This is a genomic window from Pseudomonas sp. CH61, from assembly GCF_059429415.1.
The window spans coordinates 5,900,001-5,921,358 of the sequence record NZ_CM182098.1 but is presented as its reverse complement, the minus strand read 5'-3'; the positions used below and the strand labels follow the sequence as shown (position 1 = coordinate 5,921,358).

The window sequence follows — 21,358 nt, the reverse complement described above, 5'->3', positions numbered from 1 at the left end:
GTTTGTGCGGTCCGGACCGGTGACGATTGCGTCGCCGCACCGCATACTCGCGCGCAGTTGGCTATGCTGCTGACAGCATGACGCTGGTTCATTTCCGAGGGATGCTCAATGTTTTACGTGCAACGCGATGCGCAAGGTCTGTTGATTCGCGTGGAAGCCGCGGCCTACGCCGAGGCCACGGAAACCCTGCCGGCCGACAGCCATGAAATCCAGGCCTGGTTCGCCAACGAAGTGGTGGAAACCAGCCTCAAACAGCTCAAGCAGAGTGACTTCGAAATGATTCGGGTCCTCGACGACCTGATTCAGGTGCTGACCCAGAAAGGCGTGATTCGTGTCACCGATCTGCCGCCGGCGGCCCAGGCCAAGTTGATGGACCGGACACAGGCGCGGGAAGCGTTGGGCGGGTTGAGCCAGTTGATCGATGAGGATGAGGGCGGGTTGATCTGATCCCCCGTAATCAAAAGCCTACCCTCACCCCAGCCCTCTCCCCGAGGGAGAGGGGGCCGACCGAGGTGTCTGGCGCCATACATCGACCTGAAAAACCGGGTCGATTACGGATTCAGCGGACATCTTTCACGTCGGCGTATTACATCAATATCCCACGGTCAGTCCCCTCTCCCTCCGGGAGAGGGCTAGGGTGAGGGTTGCTTTTGCAATGACTCACCGCCAAGGCTTCGGTTCACCCAACAACTGCCCCTGAATCCCATACAAGCCCTCTCCCCGACGGAGAGCAGCCGACCGAGGTGTCTGGCGTTATACATCGACCTGAGAAGTCGAGTCGATTACGGATTCAGCGGACATCTTTCACGTCGGCGTATCTCCCGAATATCCCCCAATCAGTCCCCTCTCCCTCTGGGAGAGGGCTAGGGTGAGGGTTGCTTTTGCAATGACTCACCGCCAAGGCTTCGGTTCACCCAACAACTGCCCTTGAACCCCGTACAAGCCCATCTCGCGAATCACCGCCAACTCCCCTTCCGTCTCGACGCGCTCGGCAATCAGCGGCAGATCGATGCTGTGCGCCGCACGCTGGATCGCCTCGATGAACAGACGCTTGTCGCTCTCCTGATCAATCGCACGAATATAGCTGCCATCGATCTTCAAGTACGCCAGCCCCAACCGCGCCAGGTTGCCGATCATGCTGAAGCGCCCACCAAAGCGCTGCAGGCTCAGCGAGAAACCAAGTTCACGCAGACGCCGGGTCAACTGCTCCAACACCGCTTGCTCCGGCAGCTGTTCCTCACCGATCTCAAGGGTCAGGCGTGAACCCAGGTTGGAGTGCGCACGCAGAATCTCGAAGACTTTGTTCAGCGCCTGCGGATCAGCCAGGGTCGCCGAGGACAGGTTCAGCGCCAGCGAATCCTCATGCGCTTTCATCTGTTCCAGCACGCGTTCGAGCATCAGCCGATCAAGCCGCGCGGTCCAGCCGAAGCGCTCCAGCCATGGCAGGAAGCGCCCGGCCGGGATGGTCTGGCCCTGATCATCGAGCAAGCGCGAGAGCACTTTGTAATGCAGCACCAGTTGCGTGTCTGCGGCGGCGACCACCGGTTGGAAATACAGCTCGAAACGCTGCTGACTCAAGGCCTGATCGAGCAAACGGTGCCAAGCGTGGTGATCGTCGCCGACATCCGCCGTCAGGCTCTGATCGATGCAGGCCCAGTTCTGCTCGCCCTGCCCTTCGGCTTGCGCCAGCGCCTGATCGCCAAGCGTCAGCACTTGTTGCGGCGAATCACCGTGGGTGAATGGCGCCAGGCCGATCGACGCCACGGCCGCGACGTCGGTCGCGCCGGTAGCGTGCAGACTGCTCAAGGCATTGTCGAGGTTCTGCGCCAGTTGCAGCGCTTCTTCACGAACCAGCCCCGGCGCCAGCACGGCGAATTCACCGCCACGAATACGGGTGACAAGGTTCTGGGTTTCCGGGTACTTCGCGCATTCGCGGGACAATTGTTCGCCAACTGCTTTCAGCAGTTCATCGGTGCGCTGGCCACCGAGACGCTGGTTGAGCCCGGCCAGATCCTTGACCCGCAACAGCAGCAGATAACCGGAGCTGGCCTGCTCCGGGTTGCTCACCCGATTATTCAACTGCATCTCGAAATAACGGCGGTTGGCCAGCCCGGTGAGGTTGTCCTGATAGGACTCGGCGCGCAGTTTTTCACTGCGCTCGGCCTGCTCCTGAAACAGTGCCTTGAGCTTCTCGACCATCTGGTTCATCGCCTGCACCACGCGACGCAACTCAGGCGTGCGCGGCAGATCCGGCAGGCTGAGGAATTCGCGGCGGGCGATGGCGTGCGATTGCTTGACCATGTAATCCAGTGGCTTCAACTGCCGACGCAGCAGCAGTGCCCCGAGCACCGCACTCACTGCGCCGCAGATCAGCAGCCAGCCGAGGCTGCCCAACGCGCTCTGCCACAGTTTGGCCACGGCGAACATCGGATGGCTGACCACCTCGACCCGCGCGGCCTGTTCCCAGCCACGACTGACCAGTGCATCGCCACCAGCCGGTTCCAGACCGATCAGTTTGACGAACCAGTCCGGCACATTGCTGACGGCCGGAATGCCGCTGCGCTCGACAATCGTCTGATCAGTCTTCAGATCGACCACACGAATGCTCGCGTAATAACCGCTGTCGAAAATCGAGCTGACCAGCAGCTCGACCATCGCCGGGTCGTCGATATTCGGCGTCAGCGACAAGGCCAGCGCCGTCGCGGCGTCCTGCGCGTGGGAGCGCAACTGGTTGACGTACTGGGTGCGCGAGCTTTCCAGACTGACCATGAAGCTGCCGGTGAAGGCGACCACCAGGAACAGACAGATAGCGATCAACAGCTGTTTGAACAAAGACATCTGAGCGCGTGCTCCTAGTTAGTCGTCTCGACCGGGAAACCTTCGGCCTGCATTTTCTTCAAGACATCCTGCCAGCGCGACAGGCGTTTGGTGTCACCGACCTTCTTGTTGCCTTTGGCCCCCGGCAAATACAGACCTTCAGCATTGAAAGAGTAGACCGGCAGCAAATCGGTTCGCTGCGACGCCGGCTGGATCGGATCGATCAGGCTGTCGAGCACCAGCGGCATGGCATCGGGGGTGGCATAGTAAGTCAGGACCATGTGCGCGCGGTTCTGGCGCAACGCTTTGACATAGGTGATGCGTAGCTTGTCACTGGAAACCCCGAGGTGGCGCAGGCTGAAATACTTGGCGATCGCATAGTCTTCGCAGTCGCCGGCGCCTTTCCATAAGGCTTCGATCGGCGTTTCCCAATAGTCGACCTCGTGCCACAGATCGATGTCCTCGACGTAGCGCACCTGTTTATTGAAAAACAGGTTCACCACTTTGAGCTTTTCCATCTCGCTGACCTGTTTCTGCGTGGCCAACAGATTTTGCCAGGCATCAATGCGCTGCTGCCCGGCACCCAACGGTCCGTAGAGCGCCGTGGCTTTGCGGCTTATCGTGGAAAAATCCCAATCGGCATGCAGACCGCCCAGCATCATGCCGGCCAGCAACAGTGCGCAGCCTAGCCAGCGCAACGTCCGGGGGATCGCGAAACGTACCGCCACAGCAGGTTTCCAGGAGGCAGGATAGAAAGCGTTTGATGGTGAAGCTTAGCCCGGCAAAAAACAATGGCACCATGAGATCATCGACGACGCGCTAAACTTCAGTTGGCGCCCGATGTTTTACAAGGTTTGACAACCTGTAGAGCAATCACTAGTGTCATTTGGATCCAAATCAGGCCGACATACAGGGTGCGTAGTCGTGACACAGAAGCCCAAACCGCTGCACAGCATTAAAGTCGATGGACCGATTCCTGCGCATCTGGCCCGGTCGGTGATCGAAGAAACCCTGCGTTCGGCAATCCTCGATGGTCGTCTGCCCTGCGGCACGGCGCTGCGCCAGCAGGATCTGGCCGATTTGTTCGGCGTCAGCCGCATGCCGGTACGCGAAGCCTTGCGCCAGCTCGAAGCCCAGGAACTGCTGAGCGTTACTACGCATAAAGGTGCAGTGGTCGCGCCATTGATTCAGGGCGATGCCACCGAAACCTACGAGCTGCGCATCCTCCTCGAATCCGAAGCCATGCGCCAGTCGATTCCGTTGCTGACCGCTGCCGATCACACGCGCGCGGCCGGTTACATCGAAGAGCTGGAGGCGCAACACGATTACACAGAAATCGGCCGGCTCAACCGTTTGTTCCACATGGCCCTGTACAGCAAGGCGCCCAACCAACGCTTGCTGCGCCTGGTCGAAGACGGGCTCAACGAAGAAGAGCGTTTTCTGCGCTTCAATCTTGAGGCCATGGGCCTGGGCAAATTGTCCCAGGACGATCACCGGGCGATGCTGCAAGCCGTGCAGGAGTGCGACATTGAACTGTCGATCAAACTCCTCGAGCAGCACCTTAATCGGGGCGTCGAGGTGATTACCCGCTATCTCGCCACCCCCGCCGCGCAAAGCCGCAAAGCCGCGCACTGAGCGCGTACTTACCCGCGAATCACCCGCTTACAAATCCCCCAGCGATCTGCCAACCCTCGGGTGGGCGGATCCGCCTGCCCGCTCTAACCCCCCTGCGCCGTTCAGTCCGAAATTTGCACCTCGCGGTTGATGAATCGGTAATAGCCGTGGCGCTCATTTACCCGCACTCTTGAACGGCCAACCCCATAAAGAACGGGCGACGCGCCGCCCTGACGGCGCAGTCCCCGCACCAGGAACCTACGGAAGGAGCCTTGCCACGGGAAAAAGGAAGTCATGGCGCGGGGTCACGGCCAACTTCCGCCCTTTTAAATCATTCAACTCTTATTACTGGAAAGTTGCTTCGAGTGAGGCATTCACTCTTATCGATCAATTTTGGCCGTTATTCGCCGAAAGGAGCAACTACGCCCAAATAAAACTTCAGCCAAAAGTTTTATCGGATCTACTCAACTTCAAAAAACAGCAAACTTAAAATAATTAAGAATGTACTTGTTAAATACTTTGTCGGTGTATTAGCTTTTCCTCGCCAAGTTTGAACTTTGTTCTTCGCTTCGGCACCCGCCCAACGCCAGCAGCAAGCAGGCAGCGCCTTATGGGCAGACATGACGCCATGTCACAGGTATATCGATCCGCACTTACCTATCAGGAAGGAAGCCTGTCGTCCGCCGACAGAAAATAATTAAGTCGTCGTTTCAATGATTGCGCAGCTGCCAGAACAGCTCAATTTAACATCAACGATAAAGGACATCATGATGCCCAATAAGAACCAACTCGCCCTGAAGAAAGCCGAACTTAGTATTCACCCGATCTTTTCCGAGATCACTTCGTTATCGGTCTTGCGGCGTTTCATGGAAACCCACGTATTTGCCGTTTGGGATTTCATGTCGCTGACCAAACGCCTGCAGCAGGAACTGACCTGCACGCGTTTGCCCTGGCTACCGCCGCGTGACCCTCACGCCGCCCGGTTGATCAACGAGATCGTTCTGGGTGAAGAATCGGATGATCGCCTGAACGAAGGTCATTACAGCCATTTCGAGTTGTACCTGGATGCGATGCGCGAAATCGGCGCGAGTACCACGGCCGTGGAGCGCTTTGTCGCCCTGCAACAGGAAGGTGTGAGCTATGACGTCGCGCTGCAAAGCGTCGAGGTTGATCCGGCCGCCGCGCAGTTTGTCCGCGACACCTTGCGCACCGCCCTGCATGCCCCGGGGCACAGCGTGGCGGCGGCGTTTCTGCATGGCCGTGAGAGCGTGATCCCGACCATGTTCCAGCGCATTCTTGACGACTGGGGCATCGGCATCGAACAGGCGCCGACCTTTCGCTATTACCTGGAGCGGCATATCGAGGTCGACTCCGAAGACCATGGCCCGGCGGCAGAACACCTGCTCGAACGCCTGGTCGACGGCGACCCGCAACGTGAAGCCGAGGTCTACGCCAGCGCCATCGCTGCCGTGGAAAGCCGCATCGCCTTGTGGGACGGCCTGCGCCTGAGCATGCGCGAACCGTTGGCGGAGGTGACCCAATGAACGCTGCCGACTATCAATCCTTTGCCGACGCCTGGGAGAACCGCGCCACCATCCGCACTCGCCCGCGCCGCGTGCTGGAAGACGATGAACGCCTGATCTACCCGCTCAGTCGTCAGCCGCTGGTGCTCAGCGAAACCTTTCTGCGCGACTGTCCGCAGCAGCGCGATTTCGCCTTGGTGCAGACGTTGTACAAATTCATCAACGACGTAGTGATTTTCGAGACCGAGATCGTCGACAAGACCGCGCGCAGCATCGCCAAGAATCGCTTCGCCGTGGCCTTCCCGTTTGCCTGTCGTTACGACGCGATGACCGTGGTGGTCGATGAGGATTACCACGCCTTGGTGGCGATGGATTTCATGCAACAAACGGTGGCGATGACCGGCATCGAACCGATTCAGTTGCCCGATCAGATCGAACTGAGCCGGGCTATTCCCGCCGCCGTCGCGCTGGCACCGGAACACCTGCGCAGCGCGATGGAATTGATTTGCGTGGCCATCGCCGAAAACACCGTGACCGGCGATGTCGCCGCGTTCGCCCGCGACGACTCGGTCAAGCCGTCGATCAAAGGCCTGATGGCCGATCACTTGCTCGATGAGGGTCGCCATTCGAGTTTCTGGGCGCGGATGGTGCGCATCTATTGGCACACCGCCAGCGCGGCGGATCGCGAAACCATCGCGCAGATTCTGCCGGTGTTCATCGGCCATTACCTGACCAACGACATCCAGAAATCCTTCGACCTGCGCCTGATCGACGCGCTGCCGGTCAGCGAGGCCACACGGCGCTCGCTCAGGGACGAGATGGCCGGGCTCGCGTTCCCGATCAATCGCCACCATCCGCTGGTGGGCAACATCGTCAAGTTCTTCCACAACAGCTCGCTGCTCGACACGCCGTGCGTGCAGCACGCCTTGCGCGATTACCTGGTTTGATGAGGAGGCCGACATGAAACGTCTCGACATTTTGCTGATTGGCGCCAGCCAGGCCATGACCGACCTGGCGCAGGAACTGGAACAACACGGGCACTCCTTGCGGCGCAGCGGCGTGGCGGCATCGACGGTGGATTTGATCATCGACGATGGCTTCATCGGCGCCGGCGATTTCTGCGCGATCCCACACCTGCATCTGCGTTTGGGGGTTGGCGCGCTGAGCGCGGCGGGTTTGCCGACACTCGACCTGCTGTGCTTCCTCGGCTCGTCACTGATCAGTCGTGTGCCGATCGGCGATGAGCCGTCCGGCAACGGTCAGGCGCTGCGCCAGCGAGTGCTGACGCAGGTGGTGGACGAAGTGGCGCTGCTGGTCAGCCGCATCTCCCGCGATGCTGACTATCTTCAGCAGGTCGCGCCGGTGACTGCACCGGATTTCGAGCGGATGGAAAACCTGCTGTTTCTCGACAGCCTGGCGTACGTCCATCGCCTCAATGACACGGCCAATCCGGCGCTGCTGAAGCAGGCGCAGCTCCCAGTGATCGAGCGTCTGCAACAAAGCCTGATCCGTCATGCCGAACGACCGGCGCTGCACCTCGCCGAACAGTCGATCAGCTACCGCCAACTGCACGCCCACAGTCGCGCGATCCAACAGCGTTTGCAGCCCTTGCTCGAGCAACATCCGCAACCGTGGGTGGTCGGCATCTGCCTGCCGAAAAGCCCGGCGCTGTTCGCCTCGATTCTGGCGATCCTCGGCAGCGGTGCGGTGTATCTGCCGCTGGAACCGAGTCATCCGTTGCAGCGCCAGCAACACATTCTGCAAAACTCGGGCGCGTTGTTGTTGCTGCATGATGGCGAGCATCCGCTTGGCGAAACCATGGCGGGGCTGGATGTCAGTCACATCACCAGCGCAGACGCGGATCTGAGCCAACCGCTGATGTGCCGACGCCCAGAGCTCGATGCGCCGTGCATGGCGCTCTACACCTCGGGCACCACTGGGCATCCGAAGGGTGTGCTGCTCAGTCAGGCCAACCTTGCACACTTCTCGGCGTGGTGCGCCGATTACGTGCAGTTGCAGGCAGAAAGTCGGGTCTTGCAGTTCTCGTCACTGAGCTTCGACTCATCACTGATCGACATCTTCCCGACCCTGCTCGAAGGCGCCGAACTGGTGGTGCCCGACGACACGCAACGGCGCGATCCGCTGCAACTGGTCGCGTTGATCCGGCGCCGGCAACTGACCCACGCCTTCCTGCCGCCAGCGCTGTTGAGCATCCTGCCGCTAGAGCAACTGGAAGGCGTACAGGTGACGACCGGCGGCGATGTCTGCGAGCCGTTCGTCATCGAGCAGCTGACGCGTCAGGGCACGCTGCACAACCTTTACGGCCCGACCGAAGCCACGGTGCTGATCACTGCGCGTCAACTGATACCCGGCGACAGCAACCGCAGCCTCGGTGCGCCGATCGCCAACAGCCAGGTGCTGATTCTCGACGACGATTTGCAACCGGTGCCGCAGAACACCGTCGGCGAATTGTTCATCGTTGGCCCCGGCGTCTGCCTCGGTTATCTGAACAACCCACAGCAGACCGCCGAACGTTATCTGACCCTGAATCTGCCGGACGGCCAAACGCTGCGCGCTTACCGCAGCGGCGACATGGCCAAGTGGGGCGAGCACGGCATCGAGCTGTGCGGACGGCGCGACAATCAGGTGAAAATTCGCGGCTTCCGGGTCGAGCCGGAAGAAATCGAACGCTGCCTGCGCGAGAGCCAGTTGTATCGGCAGATCGCAGTAGTGATCGACAGTCAGCGGCGCATTCTCGCCTTCCTCGCCCAGCCGCAATCGAACACCGCGCGCGAAGCACTGAAGACCCACGCCCGGCAGTTTCTGCCCGACTACATGCAACCCGTAGCGTGGACCGAGCTGTCGAGCATGCCGTTCGCCAGCAACGGCAAGGTCGACCGTAAGGCGCTGCTGGAACTGCCGGTGAGCGTGCAGGACAACGGGCCGAAATGCCTGCCAGCGAATGCCGACGAAGCGCTGTTGCTGGAGATCTGGGCGGAGCTGCTGGAGCTGCCAACCAGCGACATTTCCACCGACGAAAGCTTCTTCAATCTCGGCGGTCACTCGATTCTGCTGTCACGGATGTTGCTGCGGCTGCGTGAGGAGTTCGGCCGCAGCATCTCGATCAACCGCTTCATCGAACTGCCGACCATCATCAAACTGGCAACGCTGGTGCGTGGCACCGATGACAGCGCCGTGCTCAGCGCCCAGGCCATGGCCGACGCCGAGCGCGCGCTTGATATCGAGCCACTGCCGATCAGCCGCATGGGCGATGTGCATAAGGTCATCGTCACTGGCGCCAACAGTTTTGTCGGCGTGCACATCGTCGAGGCACTGCTCGGTTGGGGCGCCAGCGAAGTCGCGTGTCTGGTACGCGATGGCGGCGGGAAAACGGCGGCGCAACGCTTTGCCGAGTCACTGAGTGAAAACCGCCTGGAGCATCTGGATCTGAGTCGCGTGCGGGTTTACGCGGCCGATATTACGCGCCCGCAACTGGGCCTGAACGACGACGATTATCAACGCCTGGATCGTGAATTCGGCGCACTGGTGCACAACGCCGCCAACGTCAATCACGTGCTTGATTACGAGTCGCTGGCGGCGGACAACGTCGAACCGATTTTCGCCCTGCTGCGCTTGTGTGAAGGGCAGAGCAAAAAGGTCTTCAATTTTGTCTCGACGCTGTCGGCTTCAAGCACGGTCGATGACGCGGGACGGGTGCTGGAACTGCCTGCGGCACTGACGCCACCGATCTACATTCGCAACGGTTACAACCTGTCGAAATGGGTCGGCGAGCGCATCCTCGAACGAGCGCGGGAACGCGGCGTACGCGTCAATCTGTATCGCCCCGGCAACATCAGTTTCAACAGCTTGAGCGGCGTTTGTCAGCCGCACAAAAACCGTTTGATGCTGATGCTCAAAGGCTCGATCCAGCTCGGCCAGGTACCGGCGTTCGCACTGAATTTCGACCTGATGCCGGTGGACTTTCTCGCCCGTTTCATTGCCTTCCACGCCAGCCGTTATTCGCCGGAACGTGCGGTGTTCAACCTGCATAACCCCGAACCATTGAGCTGGGACGCCTATGTCGCGTCGTTCCGCGAAAGCGGCAGCGAGTTCGCGTTGGTCAGCGTCGCTGACTGGCAACAGCAACTGGGCCGGGTCGACGCCGACAACGCGCTGTTCGGCGTGCTCGGTTTCTACCTCAACGGCTTCGAAGAAGACATCGGCGACATCTCCCTGATCGGCCACGCCAACGCTGAAGCCGGCGTGCAGCAGATGGGCGCGCACTACCCGCAGAAATCCCCGGCGCTGCTGCGTCGCGGCTGCGACTACCTGAAACAAATCAACTTCATCTGATCCAACAAAAAGGAGCAACACCATGAGCAATTTGCAACCGGATACCCTGATCCAAAACCCGCATGGCTGCCACGTTGTGTCTTCGGTGGAAGTGCCAGCGGACGCGACGCAAGTCTGGGCGGTGGTCGGCCACTTCGGCGGTTTCGACCGTTTCATTCCGGCGCTGTCGCACATCGAAATGACCGGCGAGGGCGTGTCCTCGCTGCGCAAGAAGTTCTTCAAGGATGGCAACGTGGTGGTCGAGCAACTCAACTCCCGCGATGAGCAGGCGCGAAGCATGACCTGGACGACGATTTACAACACGCTGGGGGTGGCGAATCTGTGGGCGGCGATGAATGTGGAGTCGCTGGGCGCAGGTAAATCCCGGGCGACGTGGACGATCATTGCCGAGCCGGCTTCGGGCGGTGAAGAGGCGTTGCCGGGGTTCAAGGAGTTTGTGCAGGGGTTTGCGGATGATGCGATGGGGAATGTGCTGAGGCTGTTTGTTTAAGGCCTGAGTTCGGCGGTGAGTTCTAGACCGCTATCGCGAGCAGGCTCACTCCTACAGTTGATCGGGTTCCTTCAGATGGAACCCGGTTTAATTTGTAGGAGTGAGCCTGCTCGCGATGAACGATAACGCGGTCTGACTTGAGGTCAGATCTTGAAGCTGTCGACCAATTGCTTCAGGCGATTGGCCTGCTGCGACAACGCATCACAATCCTTCAACGTTTCATTGAGGTTGGCCACGCTCTGCTGGTTCAGCAGGTTGATCTGGTTAACGTCGACGTTGAGGGTTTCCACCACGGCGGTCTGCTCTTCGGTCGCCGCGGCCACCGACTGGTTCATGCCGTCGATTTCACCAATGCGCTGAGTCACGCTGACCAGACGCAAACCGGCCTGGTTGGCCACTTCCACGCTCTGCTCGCTGGAGGCCTGACTGGCGTTCATGGTGGTCACCGCTTCGCGCGAACCGATCTGCAGCGAGGTGATCATCTTGTGGATCTCTTCCGCCGATTCCTGGGTGCGATGGGCGAGGTTACGCACCTCATCCGCCACCACCGCAAAACCACGTCCGGCTTCACCGGCACGCGCTGCTTCGATCGCGGCGTTGAGCGCCAACAGGTTGGTCTGCTGCGAAATGCCTTTGATCACATCGAGGATGTGGCCGATGTTGTCGGTGCTGGCGTTCAGGGTTTCGATCTGCGTGCACGACAGGCTGATCTTCTGCGACAGCTCGGTCATCGCCAGGATCGTTTGCTCGACCACCTGACGCCCGTCATCGGCCTGCTCGCTCGCGCCGCTGGCGTGTTGCGAAGCATCCGCGGCGTTGCGCGCAATTTCCTGCGTGGCGGCGCCCAGCTCGTTGATCGCCGCAGCGACGCTGTTGGTGCGTGCACTTTGCTCGTCAGAGCCGACGATCGAGGCGTTGGACGACGCCATTACGCGTTGCGACAAATCATGCACGTGGCGGGTGGCGGAAGACACTTCGGAAATCGACGCGTGAATCCGCTCAACGAACTGGTTGAACGCGCTGCCCAATTCACCGAACTCGTCTTTGCTTTCCACAACCAGACGACGGGTCAGGTCGCCTTCGCCCTGAGCAATGTCCTGCATCGCACGGCCCATGGTGGTCAGCGGACGCATCAACACATTGATCAACAGGCTCAGCAGCAAGGCAATCGCGGCCACGGCGACAAACATCGCGATCAGCGCCGAAGTGCGGAATTGGCTCAGTGCGGCGTAGGCCTTGTCGCGATCGATCGACAGACCGATGTACCACTGCGCATTCGGCAGGTCGCTGACCGGAGTGAACGACAAAATACGTTCCTGGCCGTTAAGCACGACGTTCTGGTTGCCCTTCTCGATGCGCACGCTGGTGTTCGGGTAGATGTCTTTCAGGTTTTTCATGACCTGGTCTTTGTCCGGGCTGACGATCACCTGACCGTCGGCGCTGACCAGAAACGCATGGCCAAGGCCACCGAAGTCCACCGAGTTGATGATCTTCACCAGGGTTTCCAGGCTCAGGTCACCACCGACCACACCGAGCAGCTCGCCGTTCTTTTTCACCGGCATGGCGATGGTCACCACGAGCCCGCCGACGGCCGCCATGTACGGCGGCGTCAGCATGGTTTTGTCAGCCACAACGGCTTGCTTGTACCAAGGACGCTGACGTGGGTCGTAGCCGTCCGGCATCTTCGCGTCAGGGCGCTGGGTGAACACACCGTTGGCCTGACCGACGTAGGTGAACTGGAAGTTCGAGGTGAAGGCTGGTTGATCGACCAGACCCGGGAAATCCGCGTCCTTGCCCTGATGGGCAACGTTCTGCGCGAGGTTTTCCAGCACCAGAATCCGCCCGCTCATCCAGTTCTGCACGCTGCTGGCGGTCAGATCACCGGCCTGCTGCACAGAGGACTGGAGGTTCTGGCGAATGGTGTTTCGCTGCAGATAGTCGTTGTAGAGGGTGAACAGCGCGAACGCCAGGACCACGACGCCCGAGGCGGCCAACAGGATTTTATGGCTGAACTTGAGATTCATTTCATGGGACTTCTTATGCGAAAAGTGGGGATGCGTTCCGGATGCAACATTCCATGTACAGCGCAGGCAGCGTTCTTCAGGCCGCTCTACTTTGGTGCACGCATGTCTCACCAGTCTGTCGGCACGTGTCGGAGAAATCTTAGGGCTGAGCGGGAAATGGATGACATTTCTGAAGGATTCCCGCCGAACGGCGTGCCAGAGCGTCCTCCCCGATGTTTTTCAGGGCTGATGTTCGGGTGGCTGTTGCAAATTTCGTAACCCTTGATGACAATGCGAGTAATTATCATTTGTGACGTTCGCGTTCATGTCCTCACCTGAGTTTGCAGTACAGGCGCTTTACAGTAGTCATCACGGCTGGCTTAACGCTTGGCTGCGCGCACGGCTGGGCAACGCGGCGGATGCGGCAGATCTGGCCCAGGACACTTTCGTCCGTCTGTTGCAACGCACCGAACGCCTCGAACTCAAGGCGCCGCGCGCCTTCCTGCGGACCATCGCTCGTGGGTTGGTGATCGACCATTGGCGCCGCGAAGAAATCGAACGGGCCTATCTCGAAACGATCGCCCATTTGCCGGAAGCAGAAACACCGAGTGCTGAAGCCCGGGCGCTGGTGATCGAATTGCTGGAGAGCATTGCGCGGATGCTTGAAGGACTGAAGCCGAAAGTGCGTCAGGCCTTTCTGCTGGCGCAGTGCGAAGGTTTGACCCACAAGCAGATCGCCGAGCAGATGGGACTGTCGTTGCGCTCAGTTGAACGCTACGTCGCCGATGCGCTGTATCACTGCTACGTGCTGCGGTACGAAAGCTGATGCCTGTGGATAATCTTTCTCTGAGCCGCCGCACCGAGCCGCAGCAACAGGTGGTCAAGCAGGCCATTCACTGGCTGTTGCGACTGCGCAACAATCACGGCAATCCGCGCCTGAATCGCCAGTGCGAACAGTGGCGCGCCGAACACCATGAGCACGAACTGGCCTGGCAACGGGTGCAGTCGCTGCAAGCCGAGTTGAGCAATAACCTGCGCGCGGTGCCCGGTGCGCAAGTGGCGTTCAACACCCTTGAAAACAGTGCGCAGGGTTTGGGCCGGCGACAGGCGCTGAAGCTATTGTCTGGCGCATTGCTGATGGGCTCCGCTGCATGGCTGGCCAAGGACACTGCCGCTTGGCAGCAATGGAGCGCCGATTACGCTACGGCGACGGGCGAGCGGCGCGGCTTCCAGTTGCCGGACGGTACCCGGATCGAGTTGAACACTGCCAGCGCGGTGGATCTGGATTACACCGCGCAACAGCGCCTGATCAAACTGACTCGCGGCGAGATCATTGTCACGTGTGGTGGCTCCGACGAGGGCACGCCGACTGATCGGCCGCTGCGGGTACAAAATCGTCACGGGACTTATGAGCCCCTCGATGCCCGATTCATCCTGCGTCAGGACAATGACTGCACGCGGCTCAGCGTCACCCATGGCCAGGTTGCCATCCACTCCGGCGGCACCTCGGTAGAAGCACTCGCCGGGCAGAGTTATCTGATCGACCATCACCAGGTCCGTCCGGCCCCGACGCTGGACATGGACGCTGGCGCCTGGGTCGATGGCTTGATCGTCACGCGCAATATGCGTCTGGGGGATTTCCTCAGCGAAGTCAGCCGTTATCGTCAGGGCTTTCTGAATTGCGCGTCGGAAGTGGCGGAGCTGCGTCTGTCCGGTGTATTCCGCCTGGAAGACACCGACAAACTGCTGGCGATTCTGCCGCAGACGTTGCCGGTGCAATTGCGCTATCGCACGCGTTGGTGGGTGACGCTGGAGCGCATCGCCTGAAATTATTCTGGCGGGTTTTCTCAGCCAGTCCGGCTTAGTCAGTAAGCACTTCAACTCAGCCTTCGCGACTGCCTACGGAAACCGACAATGACTGTCCGCGCCACCTGTAAGAACTCTCTGAATTTCAATTCCGAATCTGGCCTGTTGCGCCACGCTATTCGCGCGGCGCTGTTTTCGACCGCACTGGGCGTTGTCGTGATCCCCGCTATAAGCATGGCGGCGACTCCCGCTGGCGGTGAAGTCAGCCATCGCTACAATGTGGCTGCGGGCCCTCTCGGTGAGGCGCTGAATCAGTTTGCCCGTCAGGCTGGCATCACGTTGTCGATGACCCCGCAGCAAACTCAAGGACGGCAATCGCCGGGCGTTCAGGGCGATTATTCCACCGATCAGGCGTTGAGCCATTTGCTCGGTGGCTCCGGTATGGAAGCAGTTAGTCAGGACGGCAGCAGTTACATCCTGCGCCCATTGGCTCAGACCGAAGCACTGGCCCTGCCGACCACCGACATCAAAGGCTTCGCCCTCGGCAACGCCTTGGGCAGCATGGATGGCTACAACGCCACTCACAGCCAGATCGCCACCAAGACCAGTACCGCGTTGCTGGAAACTTCGCAAAGCGTGTCTGTGGTCACTCGCGAGCAAATGGACGATCAGGGTTCGCAGACTGTCTCGCAAGCGATGCGCTACACCCCGGGCGTACTGACCAATCCGTACGGCGCGACTCATCGCTATGACTACGTGGCAATGCGCGGCTTCAACGACGGCTCGGTGGACAACATCTACCTCGACGGCCTCAAGTCGATGGGCGACAGCGGTACTTACAGCACCATGCAAGTCGACCCATATTTCCTGGAGCGCGTGGACATTCTCAAGGGACCCTCGTCGGTGCTGTACGGTCGCAGTTCACCAGGCGGCCTGGTGGCGCTGACCAGCAAGAAACCGCTGTACGAGGCTTACCATCAAGTGCAAGCCACGGTTGGAACGCAGGGTCAGCGCGGAGTCGGTTTTGATTTCAGCGGCCCGGTCGATGACGACAAGCGTATTGCCTATCGTCTGACCGGGTTAACGGATCAGTCCGACACGCAATTCGACCACAACAAGGAAAAACGCTTCGCTCTCGCACCCACGCTGAGTATCGATTTCAGTGAAGACACCTCGCTGACGCTGCAGGCTTATCTGCAACACGATCCAGATGGCGGTTACCACGGCGGTGTACCGGCCGACGGCACCATTCATCAGCGCAACGGCAACCGTATCTCGCCACACTTCTTCGAAGGTGAGCCGGGCGTCGATGGTTACTCGCGTGATCAGCAATCGTTCGGTTATCAATTCGAACATCGCTTCAACGATGTCTTCACCGCGCGACAGAACTTTCGTTATCTCGATTCCAAAGTGAACCTGGATCAGGTCTACGCCTATGGCTGGACCTCGCCGAGCAGCAACGAACTTAACCGCTATTACACCGGCGGGGATGAGCGTCTGCATGCGTTTATCGTCGACAACATGCTCCAGGCGGAATTTTTCACCGGCGCGACCAAACACACGGTGCTGATGGGCGCGGATTATCAGCGGCGTAAAACCGTGGTCGACTGGACCAGTGGCGGTCTTGCACCGATCAATGCGTTCAATCCGGTGTACGGCAATTCGGCGATCGACATGTATGGCGAGACCAGTTACCTGCGGCGCCTGGAACAGACCGGGGTCTACCTGCAAGACTTGATCGAGATGGACAAATGGCGTTTCTCGCTGGGTTTGCGTCAGGACTGGGTCGAGACGTCGGACGAAAACCGTATCGCTGAGGCCGGACGTCCGGTTGGCACAGAGATCAATGATCGCCGCACCAAACTCACCGGCCGTGCCGGCGCGCTGTACCTGTTCGATAATGGTTTGGCGCCCTACATCAGCTACTCCGAATCGTTTAACCCTAACTCCTACGCCGACAGCGCCGGCAACCCGCTGGCTCCTACCGACGGAACACAATGGGAAGTCGGCTTGAAGTATCAGCCACCGGGTACTGACAACCTGTTCACCGCGTCGCTGTTCCGCATCGATCAGGAAAACCTGGCAACCAAACTGCCGCAGGAAAACTTCTACCGCGCGGTCGGCGCTGTGCGCTCGCAAGGCCTGGAACTGGAAGCGCACATGCAGCTGACAGACAACCTCAAAGTGCTCGGCAGCTACACTTTCACCGATATCGAATACTCGAAGTCGATGGTCAGCACCTTGAGCACACCGACCGAAGTGATCGAGAACAAAGGCAACTCACCGACGCAGGCCCCGCGTCATATGGCGTCGTTGTGGGCTGACTACAAATTCGACAGCGCCGCGCTCGATGGCCTGCGCCTGGGTGGCGGTGTGCGATATGTCGGTTACAGCTGGGCTGATGCGGAAAACACCCTGAAGGTACCTTCCTACACATTATTTGATGCCTCGATTGGTTATGACTTGAGCAAGGTCGGCTTGAAGGGCGTCGATGTGCGTCTGAACGCGAACAACCTGACCAATGAGTCCTACGTGGCGTCCTGTGCGAGCTTGAACTTCTGCTACATGGGTGAAGAGCGCAACGTCGCGGCGACGGTCAGCTACCAGTTCTAAGCCTTTGTCCGGTGCATAAAAAAGCCAGCCCCTGATGTTTCAGGGGCTGGCTTTGTCGTTTCTGTGGAGAAATTCCAATGCGTGCGTTTTTGGTTTTGTTGCATCGTTATATCGGCTTGGCCACCGCAGTTTTTTTGCTGCTTGCCGGGGTCACGGGAAGCATCCTGGCGTTCAATCATGAGCTGGATGAATGGTTGAATCCGCAGTTTTATGCCGCGTCTGCAGTGGGTGAGCGACTGCCGCCCGGTGAATTGGTTGATGCCGTGCAGAGTACCCATCCAAAGTTGCAGGTCTGGTACATGGAGTACCCGAATGAGACTGGCCACACCGCGTTGCTTGCGATGGTCCCGCGTAACGATCCGGGAACCGGCCAGCCATTCGCTGAGCGTAATCAGTTGTTCTATCTGGATCCGGTGAATGCTGAGCAAAAGGGCCAGAGGTATTGGGGCGAGTGCTGTTTTCAACGGGAGAATTTTGTCCCGTTCATTCTTGAGTTCCACTACAACCTGACGTTGCCGGGTAATTGGGGATTGTTGTTGATGGGCCTGGTTGCCATTGCCTGGGTGATCGATTGCTTCGTTGCGCTGTGGCTGACATTGCCGAGAGGAAAGCCATTCTGGAAGAAGTGGTCGACGGCCTGGAAGGTCAAGGGTGGGCATGCCTACCGGCTGAACTTCGATCTGCATCGTGCGGGGGGATTGTGGCTGTGGCTGTTGTTGCTGCCGATCGCCGTCAGCAGCGTAGCGATGAACTTACCGAGCCAGGTGTTCAAGCCTGCGGTGTCGCTATTTTCACCGATCGAGCCGAGCGTCTATGAGGCTCGGGGGCGAATGCCTGTTGGTGATCTTGGGGTGACGCAGTTGAGTTACCAGCAAGCGTACGAAAGGGCACTACAGGAGGGGAAAAGGTTAGGACTGACTGCAGCGATCGGGGAGTTGTATTACAGCTTTGAGTACAACTTCTACGGCGCAGGATTTGGGCAGCACGACACTGAAGCCCATGGCAAATCCTGGTTGTTCTTTCATGGAACGGATGGACGCTTGTTAGGGCAGGAGATCGCAGGACAGGGGACGTTAGGGGAACAGTTTTACCGGTTGCAGTTACCGATACACGGAGGAAGGATCATTGGTGTGACCGGGCAAGTAATGATCGCGGTGTTAGGTGTTTTGATTGCAGGGTTGTCAGGTACTGGCGTCTACATCTGGTGGCGCAAATGGCAGGCTCGCCGTACCAGCAAGGCACGTAAAGCGATGTGAGAATTGGCTTTTACAAGCCCTGAAATGACAAAACCCCTGTCTGCGTTAGCAGACAGGGGTTTCGGAATTCAATCTTGACGATGACCTACTCTCACATGGGGAAACCCCACACTACCATCGGCGATGCATCGTTTCACTGCTGAGTTCGGGATGGGATCAGGTGGTTCCAACGCTCTATGGTCGTCAAGAAATTCTGTATCTGGCCCGTCAACACGGTAACAAGCCAGCAAAAACGGATGTTTCTACTAAAACAAAACCCCAACTGCTTTCGCAATTGGGGTTTCGGAATTTAATCTTGACGATGACCTACTCTCACATGGGGAAACCCCACACTACCATCGGCGATGCATCGTTTCACTGCTGAGTTCGGGATGGGATCAGGTGGTTCCAACGCTCTATGGTCGTCAAGAAATTCGGGTACTGAGTCGTGACCAGATGGCCTCGCTTCAGCAAATTGGGTATGTGACAGCTTTCGGTGTTTGTGAACATCGAACTTTCGGTTCGTTTCGTCTTCACACACCGCAATCTGGTCTCTTCGACGCAAATTGCTTGGGTGTTATATGGTCAAGCCTCACGGGCAATTAGTATTGGTTAGCTCAACGCCTCACAGCGCTTACACACCCAACCTATCAACGTCGTAGTCTTCGACGGCCCTTCAGGGAACTCAAGGTTCCAGTGAGATCTCATCTTGAGGCAAGTTTCCCGCTTAGATGCTTTCAGCGGTTATCTTTCCCGAACATAGCTACCCGGCAATGCCACTGGCGTGACAACCGGAACACCAGAGGTTCGTCCACTCCGGTCCTCTCGTACTAGGAGCAGCCCCTCTCAAATCTCAAACGTCCACGGCAGATAGGGACCGAACTGTCTCACGACGTTCTAAACCCAGCTCGCGTACCACTTTAAATGGCGAACAGCCATACCCTTGGGACCGGCTTCAGCCCCAGGATGTGATGAGCCGACATCGAGGTGCCAAACACCGCCGTCGATATGAACTCTTGGGCGGTATCAGCCTGTTATCCCCGGAGTACCTTTTATCCGTTGAGCGATGGCCCTTCCATACAGAACCACCGGATCACTAAGACCTACTTTCGTACCTGCTCGACGTGTCTGTCTCGCAGTCAAGCGCGCTTTTGCCTTTATACTCTACGACCGATTTCCGACCGGTCTGAGCGCACCTTCGTACTCCTCCGTTACTCTTTAGGAGGAGACCGCCCCAGTCAAACTACCCACCATACACTGTCCTCGATCCGGATAACGGACCTGAGTTAGAACCTCAAAGTTGCCAGGGTGGTATTTCAAGGATGGCTCCACGCGAACTGGCGTCCACGCTTCAAAGCCTCCCACCTATCCTACACAAGCAAATTCAAAGTCCAGTGCAAAGCTATAGTAAAGGTTCACGGGGTCTTTCCGTCTAGCCGCGGATACACTGCATCTTCACAGCGATTTCAATTTCACTGAGTCTCGGGTGGAGACAGCGCCGCCATCGTTACGCCATTCGTGCAGGTCGGAACTTACCCGACAAGGAATTTCGCTACCTTAGGACCGTTATAGTTACGGCCGCCGTTTACCGGGGCTTCGATCAAGAGCTTCGCGTTAGCTAACCCCATCAATTAACCTTCCGGCACCGGGCAGGCGTCACACCCTATACGTCCACTTTCGTGTTTGCAGAGTGCTGTGTTTTTAATAAACAGTCGCAGCGGCCTGGTATCTTCGACCGGCATGAGCTTACGGAGCAAGTCCTTCACCCTCACCGGCGCACCTTCTCCCGAAGTTACGGTGCCATTTTGCCTAGTTCCTTCACCCGAGTTCTCTCAAGCGCCTTGGTATTCTCTACCCAACCACCTGTGTCGGTTTGGGGTACGGTTCCTGGTTACCTGAAGCTTAGAAGCTTTTCTTGGAAGCATGGCATCAACCACTTCGTGTTCTAAAAGAACACTCGTCATCAGCTCTCGGCCTTAAGATCCCGGATTTACCTAAGATCTCAGCCTACCACCTTAAACTTGGACAACCAACGCCAAGCTGGCCTAGCCTTCTCCGTCCCTCCATCGCAATAACCAGAAGTACAGGAATATTAACCTGTTTTCCATCGACTACGCTTTTCAGCCTCGCCTTAGGGACCGACTAACCCTGCGTCGATTAACGTTGCGCAGGAAACCTTGGTCTTTCGGCGTGGGTGTTTTTCACACCCATTGTCGTTACTCATGTCAGCATTCGCACTTCTGATACCTCCAGCAAGCTTCTCAACTCACCTTCACAGGCTTACAGAACGCTCCTCTACCGCATCATCCGAAGATGATACCCGTAGCTTCGGTGTATGGTTTGAGCCCCGTTACATCTTCCGCGCAGGCCGACTCGACTAGTGAGCTATTACGCTTTCTTTAAAGGGTGGCTGCTTCTAAGCCAACCTCCTAGCTGTCTAAGCCTTCCCACATCGTTTCCCACTTAACCATAACTTTGGGACCTTAGCTGACGGTCTGGGTTGTTTCCCTTTTCACGACGGACGTTAGCACCCGCCGTGTGTCTCCCATGCTCGGCACTTGTAGGTATTCGGAGTTTGCATCGGTTTGGTAAGTCGGGATGACCCCCTAGCCGAAACAGTGCTCTACCCCCTACAGTGATACATGAGGCGCTACCTAAATAGCTTTCGAGGAGAACCAGCTATCTCCGAGCTTGATTAGCCTTTCACTCCGATCCACAGGTCATCCGCTAACTTTTCAACGGTAGTCGGTTCGGTCCTCCAGTTAGTGTTACCCAACCTTCAACCTGCCCATGGATAGATCGCCCGGTTTCGGGTCTATTCCCAGCGACTAGACGCCCTATTAAGACTCGCTTTCGCTACGCCTCCCCTATTCGGTTAAGCTCGCCACTGAAAATAAGTCGCTG

General features: G+C 58.3%; 13 protein-coding genes and 3 rRNA genes (1 of these 16 running past the window's edge). 10 read left to right on the top strand and 6 right to left on the bottom strand.

Annotation, left to right across the window (positions count from 1 at the left end; all coding sequences use genetic code 11):
• Positions 1–108 precede the first annotated feature (108 nt).
• Positions 109–447, top strand: a complete 339-nt coding sequence (locus AC5SEM_RS26745; protein ID WP_007918987.1) for a hypothetical protein — start codon at positions 109–111, stop codon at positions 445–447.
• A gap of 444 nt (positions 448–891) precedes the next feature.
• Here the strand turns inward: AC5SEM_RS26745 and lapD are convergent, their stop codons facing one another.
• Both lapD and lapG read right to left on the bottom strand, forming a co-directional pair.
• Positions 892–2,838 (bottom strand): cyclic di-GMP receptor LapD, encoded by a 1,947-nt coding sequence (gene lapD / locus AC5SEM_RS26740; protein WP_495471625.1) that lies wholly within the window; start codon positions 2,836–2,838, stop codon positions 892–894.
• A gap of 14 nt (positions 2,839–2,852) precedes the next feature.
• Positions 2,853–3,545, bottom strand: a complete 693-nt coding sequence (lapG, locus tag AC5SEM_RS26735) for a cysteine protease LapG (protein ID WP_016987655.1) — start codon at positions 3,543–3,545, stop codon at positions 2,853–2,855.
• Between the two features lie 196 nt (positions 3,546–3,741).
• Here lapG and AC5SEM_RS26730 point away from each other — a divergent pair, with 196 nt between their 5' ends.
• From AC5SEM_RS26730 to AC5SEM_RS26710, 5 genes are all read left to right on the top strand, one after another.
• Positions 3,742–4,452 (top strand): GntR family transcriptional regulator, encoded by a 711-nt coding sequence (locus AC5SEM_RS26730; protein ID WP_495471624.1) that lies wholly within the window; start codon positions 3,742–3,744, stop codon positions 4,450–4,452.
• 749 nt (positions 4,453–5,201) lie between these two features.
• On the top strand, positions 5,202–5,975 hold the full coding sequence (locus AC5SEM_RS26725; protein WP_419789284.1) for a DUF3050 domain-containing protein: 774 nt from the start codon (positions 5,202–5,204) through the stop codon (positions 5,973–5,975).
• Positions 5,972–6,901 (top strand): diiron oxygenase, encoded by a 930-nt coding sequence (locus tag AC5SEM_RS26720; RefSeq protein ID WP_495471623.1) that lies wholly within the window; start codon positions 5,972–5,974, stop codon positions 6,899–6,901. The genes AC5SEM_RS26725 and AC5SEM_RS26720 overlap by 4 nt, the downstream gene beginning before the upstream one ends.
• Before the next feature lie 13 nt (positions 6,902–6,914).
• A complete protein-coding gene (locus AC5SEM_RS26715; protein WP_495471622.1) occupies positions 6,915–10,307 on the top strand; it encodes an amino acid adenylation domain-containing protein in 3,393 nt (1,130 codons plus the stop codon).
• Positions 10,308–10,329: 22 nt separating this feature from the next.
• A complete protein-coding gene (locus tag AC5SEM_RS26710) occupies positions 10,330–10,797 on the top strand; it encodes an SRPBCC family protein (protein ID WP_495471621.1) in 468 nt (155 codons plus the stop codon).
• Positions 10,798–10,940: 143 nt separating this feature from the next.
• Here the strand turns inward: AC5SEM_RS26710 and AC5SEM_RS26705 are convergent, their stop codons facing one another.
• Positions 10,941–12,821, bottom strand: coding sequence for a methyl-accepting chemotaxis protein (locus tag AC5SEM_RS26705; protein ID WP_077570036.1), 1,881 nt, complete (start codon positions 12,819–12,821; stop codon positions 10,941–10,943).
• A gap of 304 nt (positions 12,822–13,125) precedes the next feature.
• On the opposite strand from AC5SEM_RS26705, the gene AC5SEM_RS26700 reads away from it, so the two are divergent.
• The 4 genes from AC5SEM_RS26700 to AC5SEM_RS26685 all read left to right on the top strand — a co-directional run bounded on the left by AC5SEM_RS26700 (position 13,126) and on the right by AC5SEM_RS26685 (position 18,475).
• A complete protein-coding gene (locus tag AC5SEM_RS26700) occupies positions 13,126–13,626 on the top strand; it encodes a sigma-70 family RNA polymerase sigma factor (RefSeq protein ID WP_026000801.1) in 501 nt (166 codons plus the stop codon).
• Positions 13,626–14,627 carry a FecR domain-containing protein gene (locus AC5SEM_RS26695; protein ID WP_495471620.1) on the top strand — a complete coding sequence of 334 codons (1,002 nt, stop codon included), beginning with the start codon at positions 13,626–13,628 and terminating at the stop codon, positions 14,625–14,627. Before AC5SEM_RS26700 ends, AC5SEM_RS26695 begins: the two co-directional genes overlap by 1 nt.
• An 87-nt stretch (positions 14,628–14,714) precedes the next feature.
• Positions 14,715–17,219 (top strand): TonB-dependent siderophore receptor, encoded by a 2,505-nt coding sequence (locus AC5SEM_RS26690; protein WP_495471619.1) that lies wholly within the window; start codon positions 14,715–14,717, stop codon positions 17,217–17,219.
• A 77-nt stretch (positions 17,220–17,296) separates the two neighbouring features.
• Positions 17,297–18,475, top strand: coding sequence for a PepSY-associated TM helix domain-containing protein (locus AC5SEM_RS26685; protein ID WP_495471618.1), 1,179 nt, complete (start codon positions 17,297–17,299; stop codon positions 18,473–18,475).
• A gap of 72 nt (positions 18,476–18,547) precedes the next feature.
• Here the strand turns inward: AC5SEM_RS26685 and rrf (AC5SEM_RS26680) are convergent.
• The 3 genes from rrf (AC5SEM_RS26680) to AC5SEM_RS26670 form a co-directional block, all read right to left on the bottom strand.
• A 5S ribosomal RNA gene (gene rrf / locus AC5SEM_RS26680) occupies positions 18,548–18,663 on the bottom strand.
• Between the two features lie 105 nt (positions 18,664–18,768).
• Positions 18,769–18,884 (bottom strand): 5S ribosomal RNA (gene rrf, locus AC5SEM_RS26675).
• A gap of 151 nt (positions 18,885–19,035) precedes the next feature.
• Positions 19,036–21,358 (bottom strand): 23S ribosomal RNA (locus AC5SEM_RS26670) (it continues 571 nt past the right edge of the window).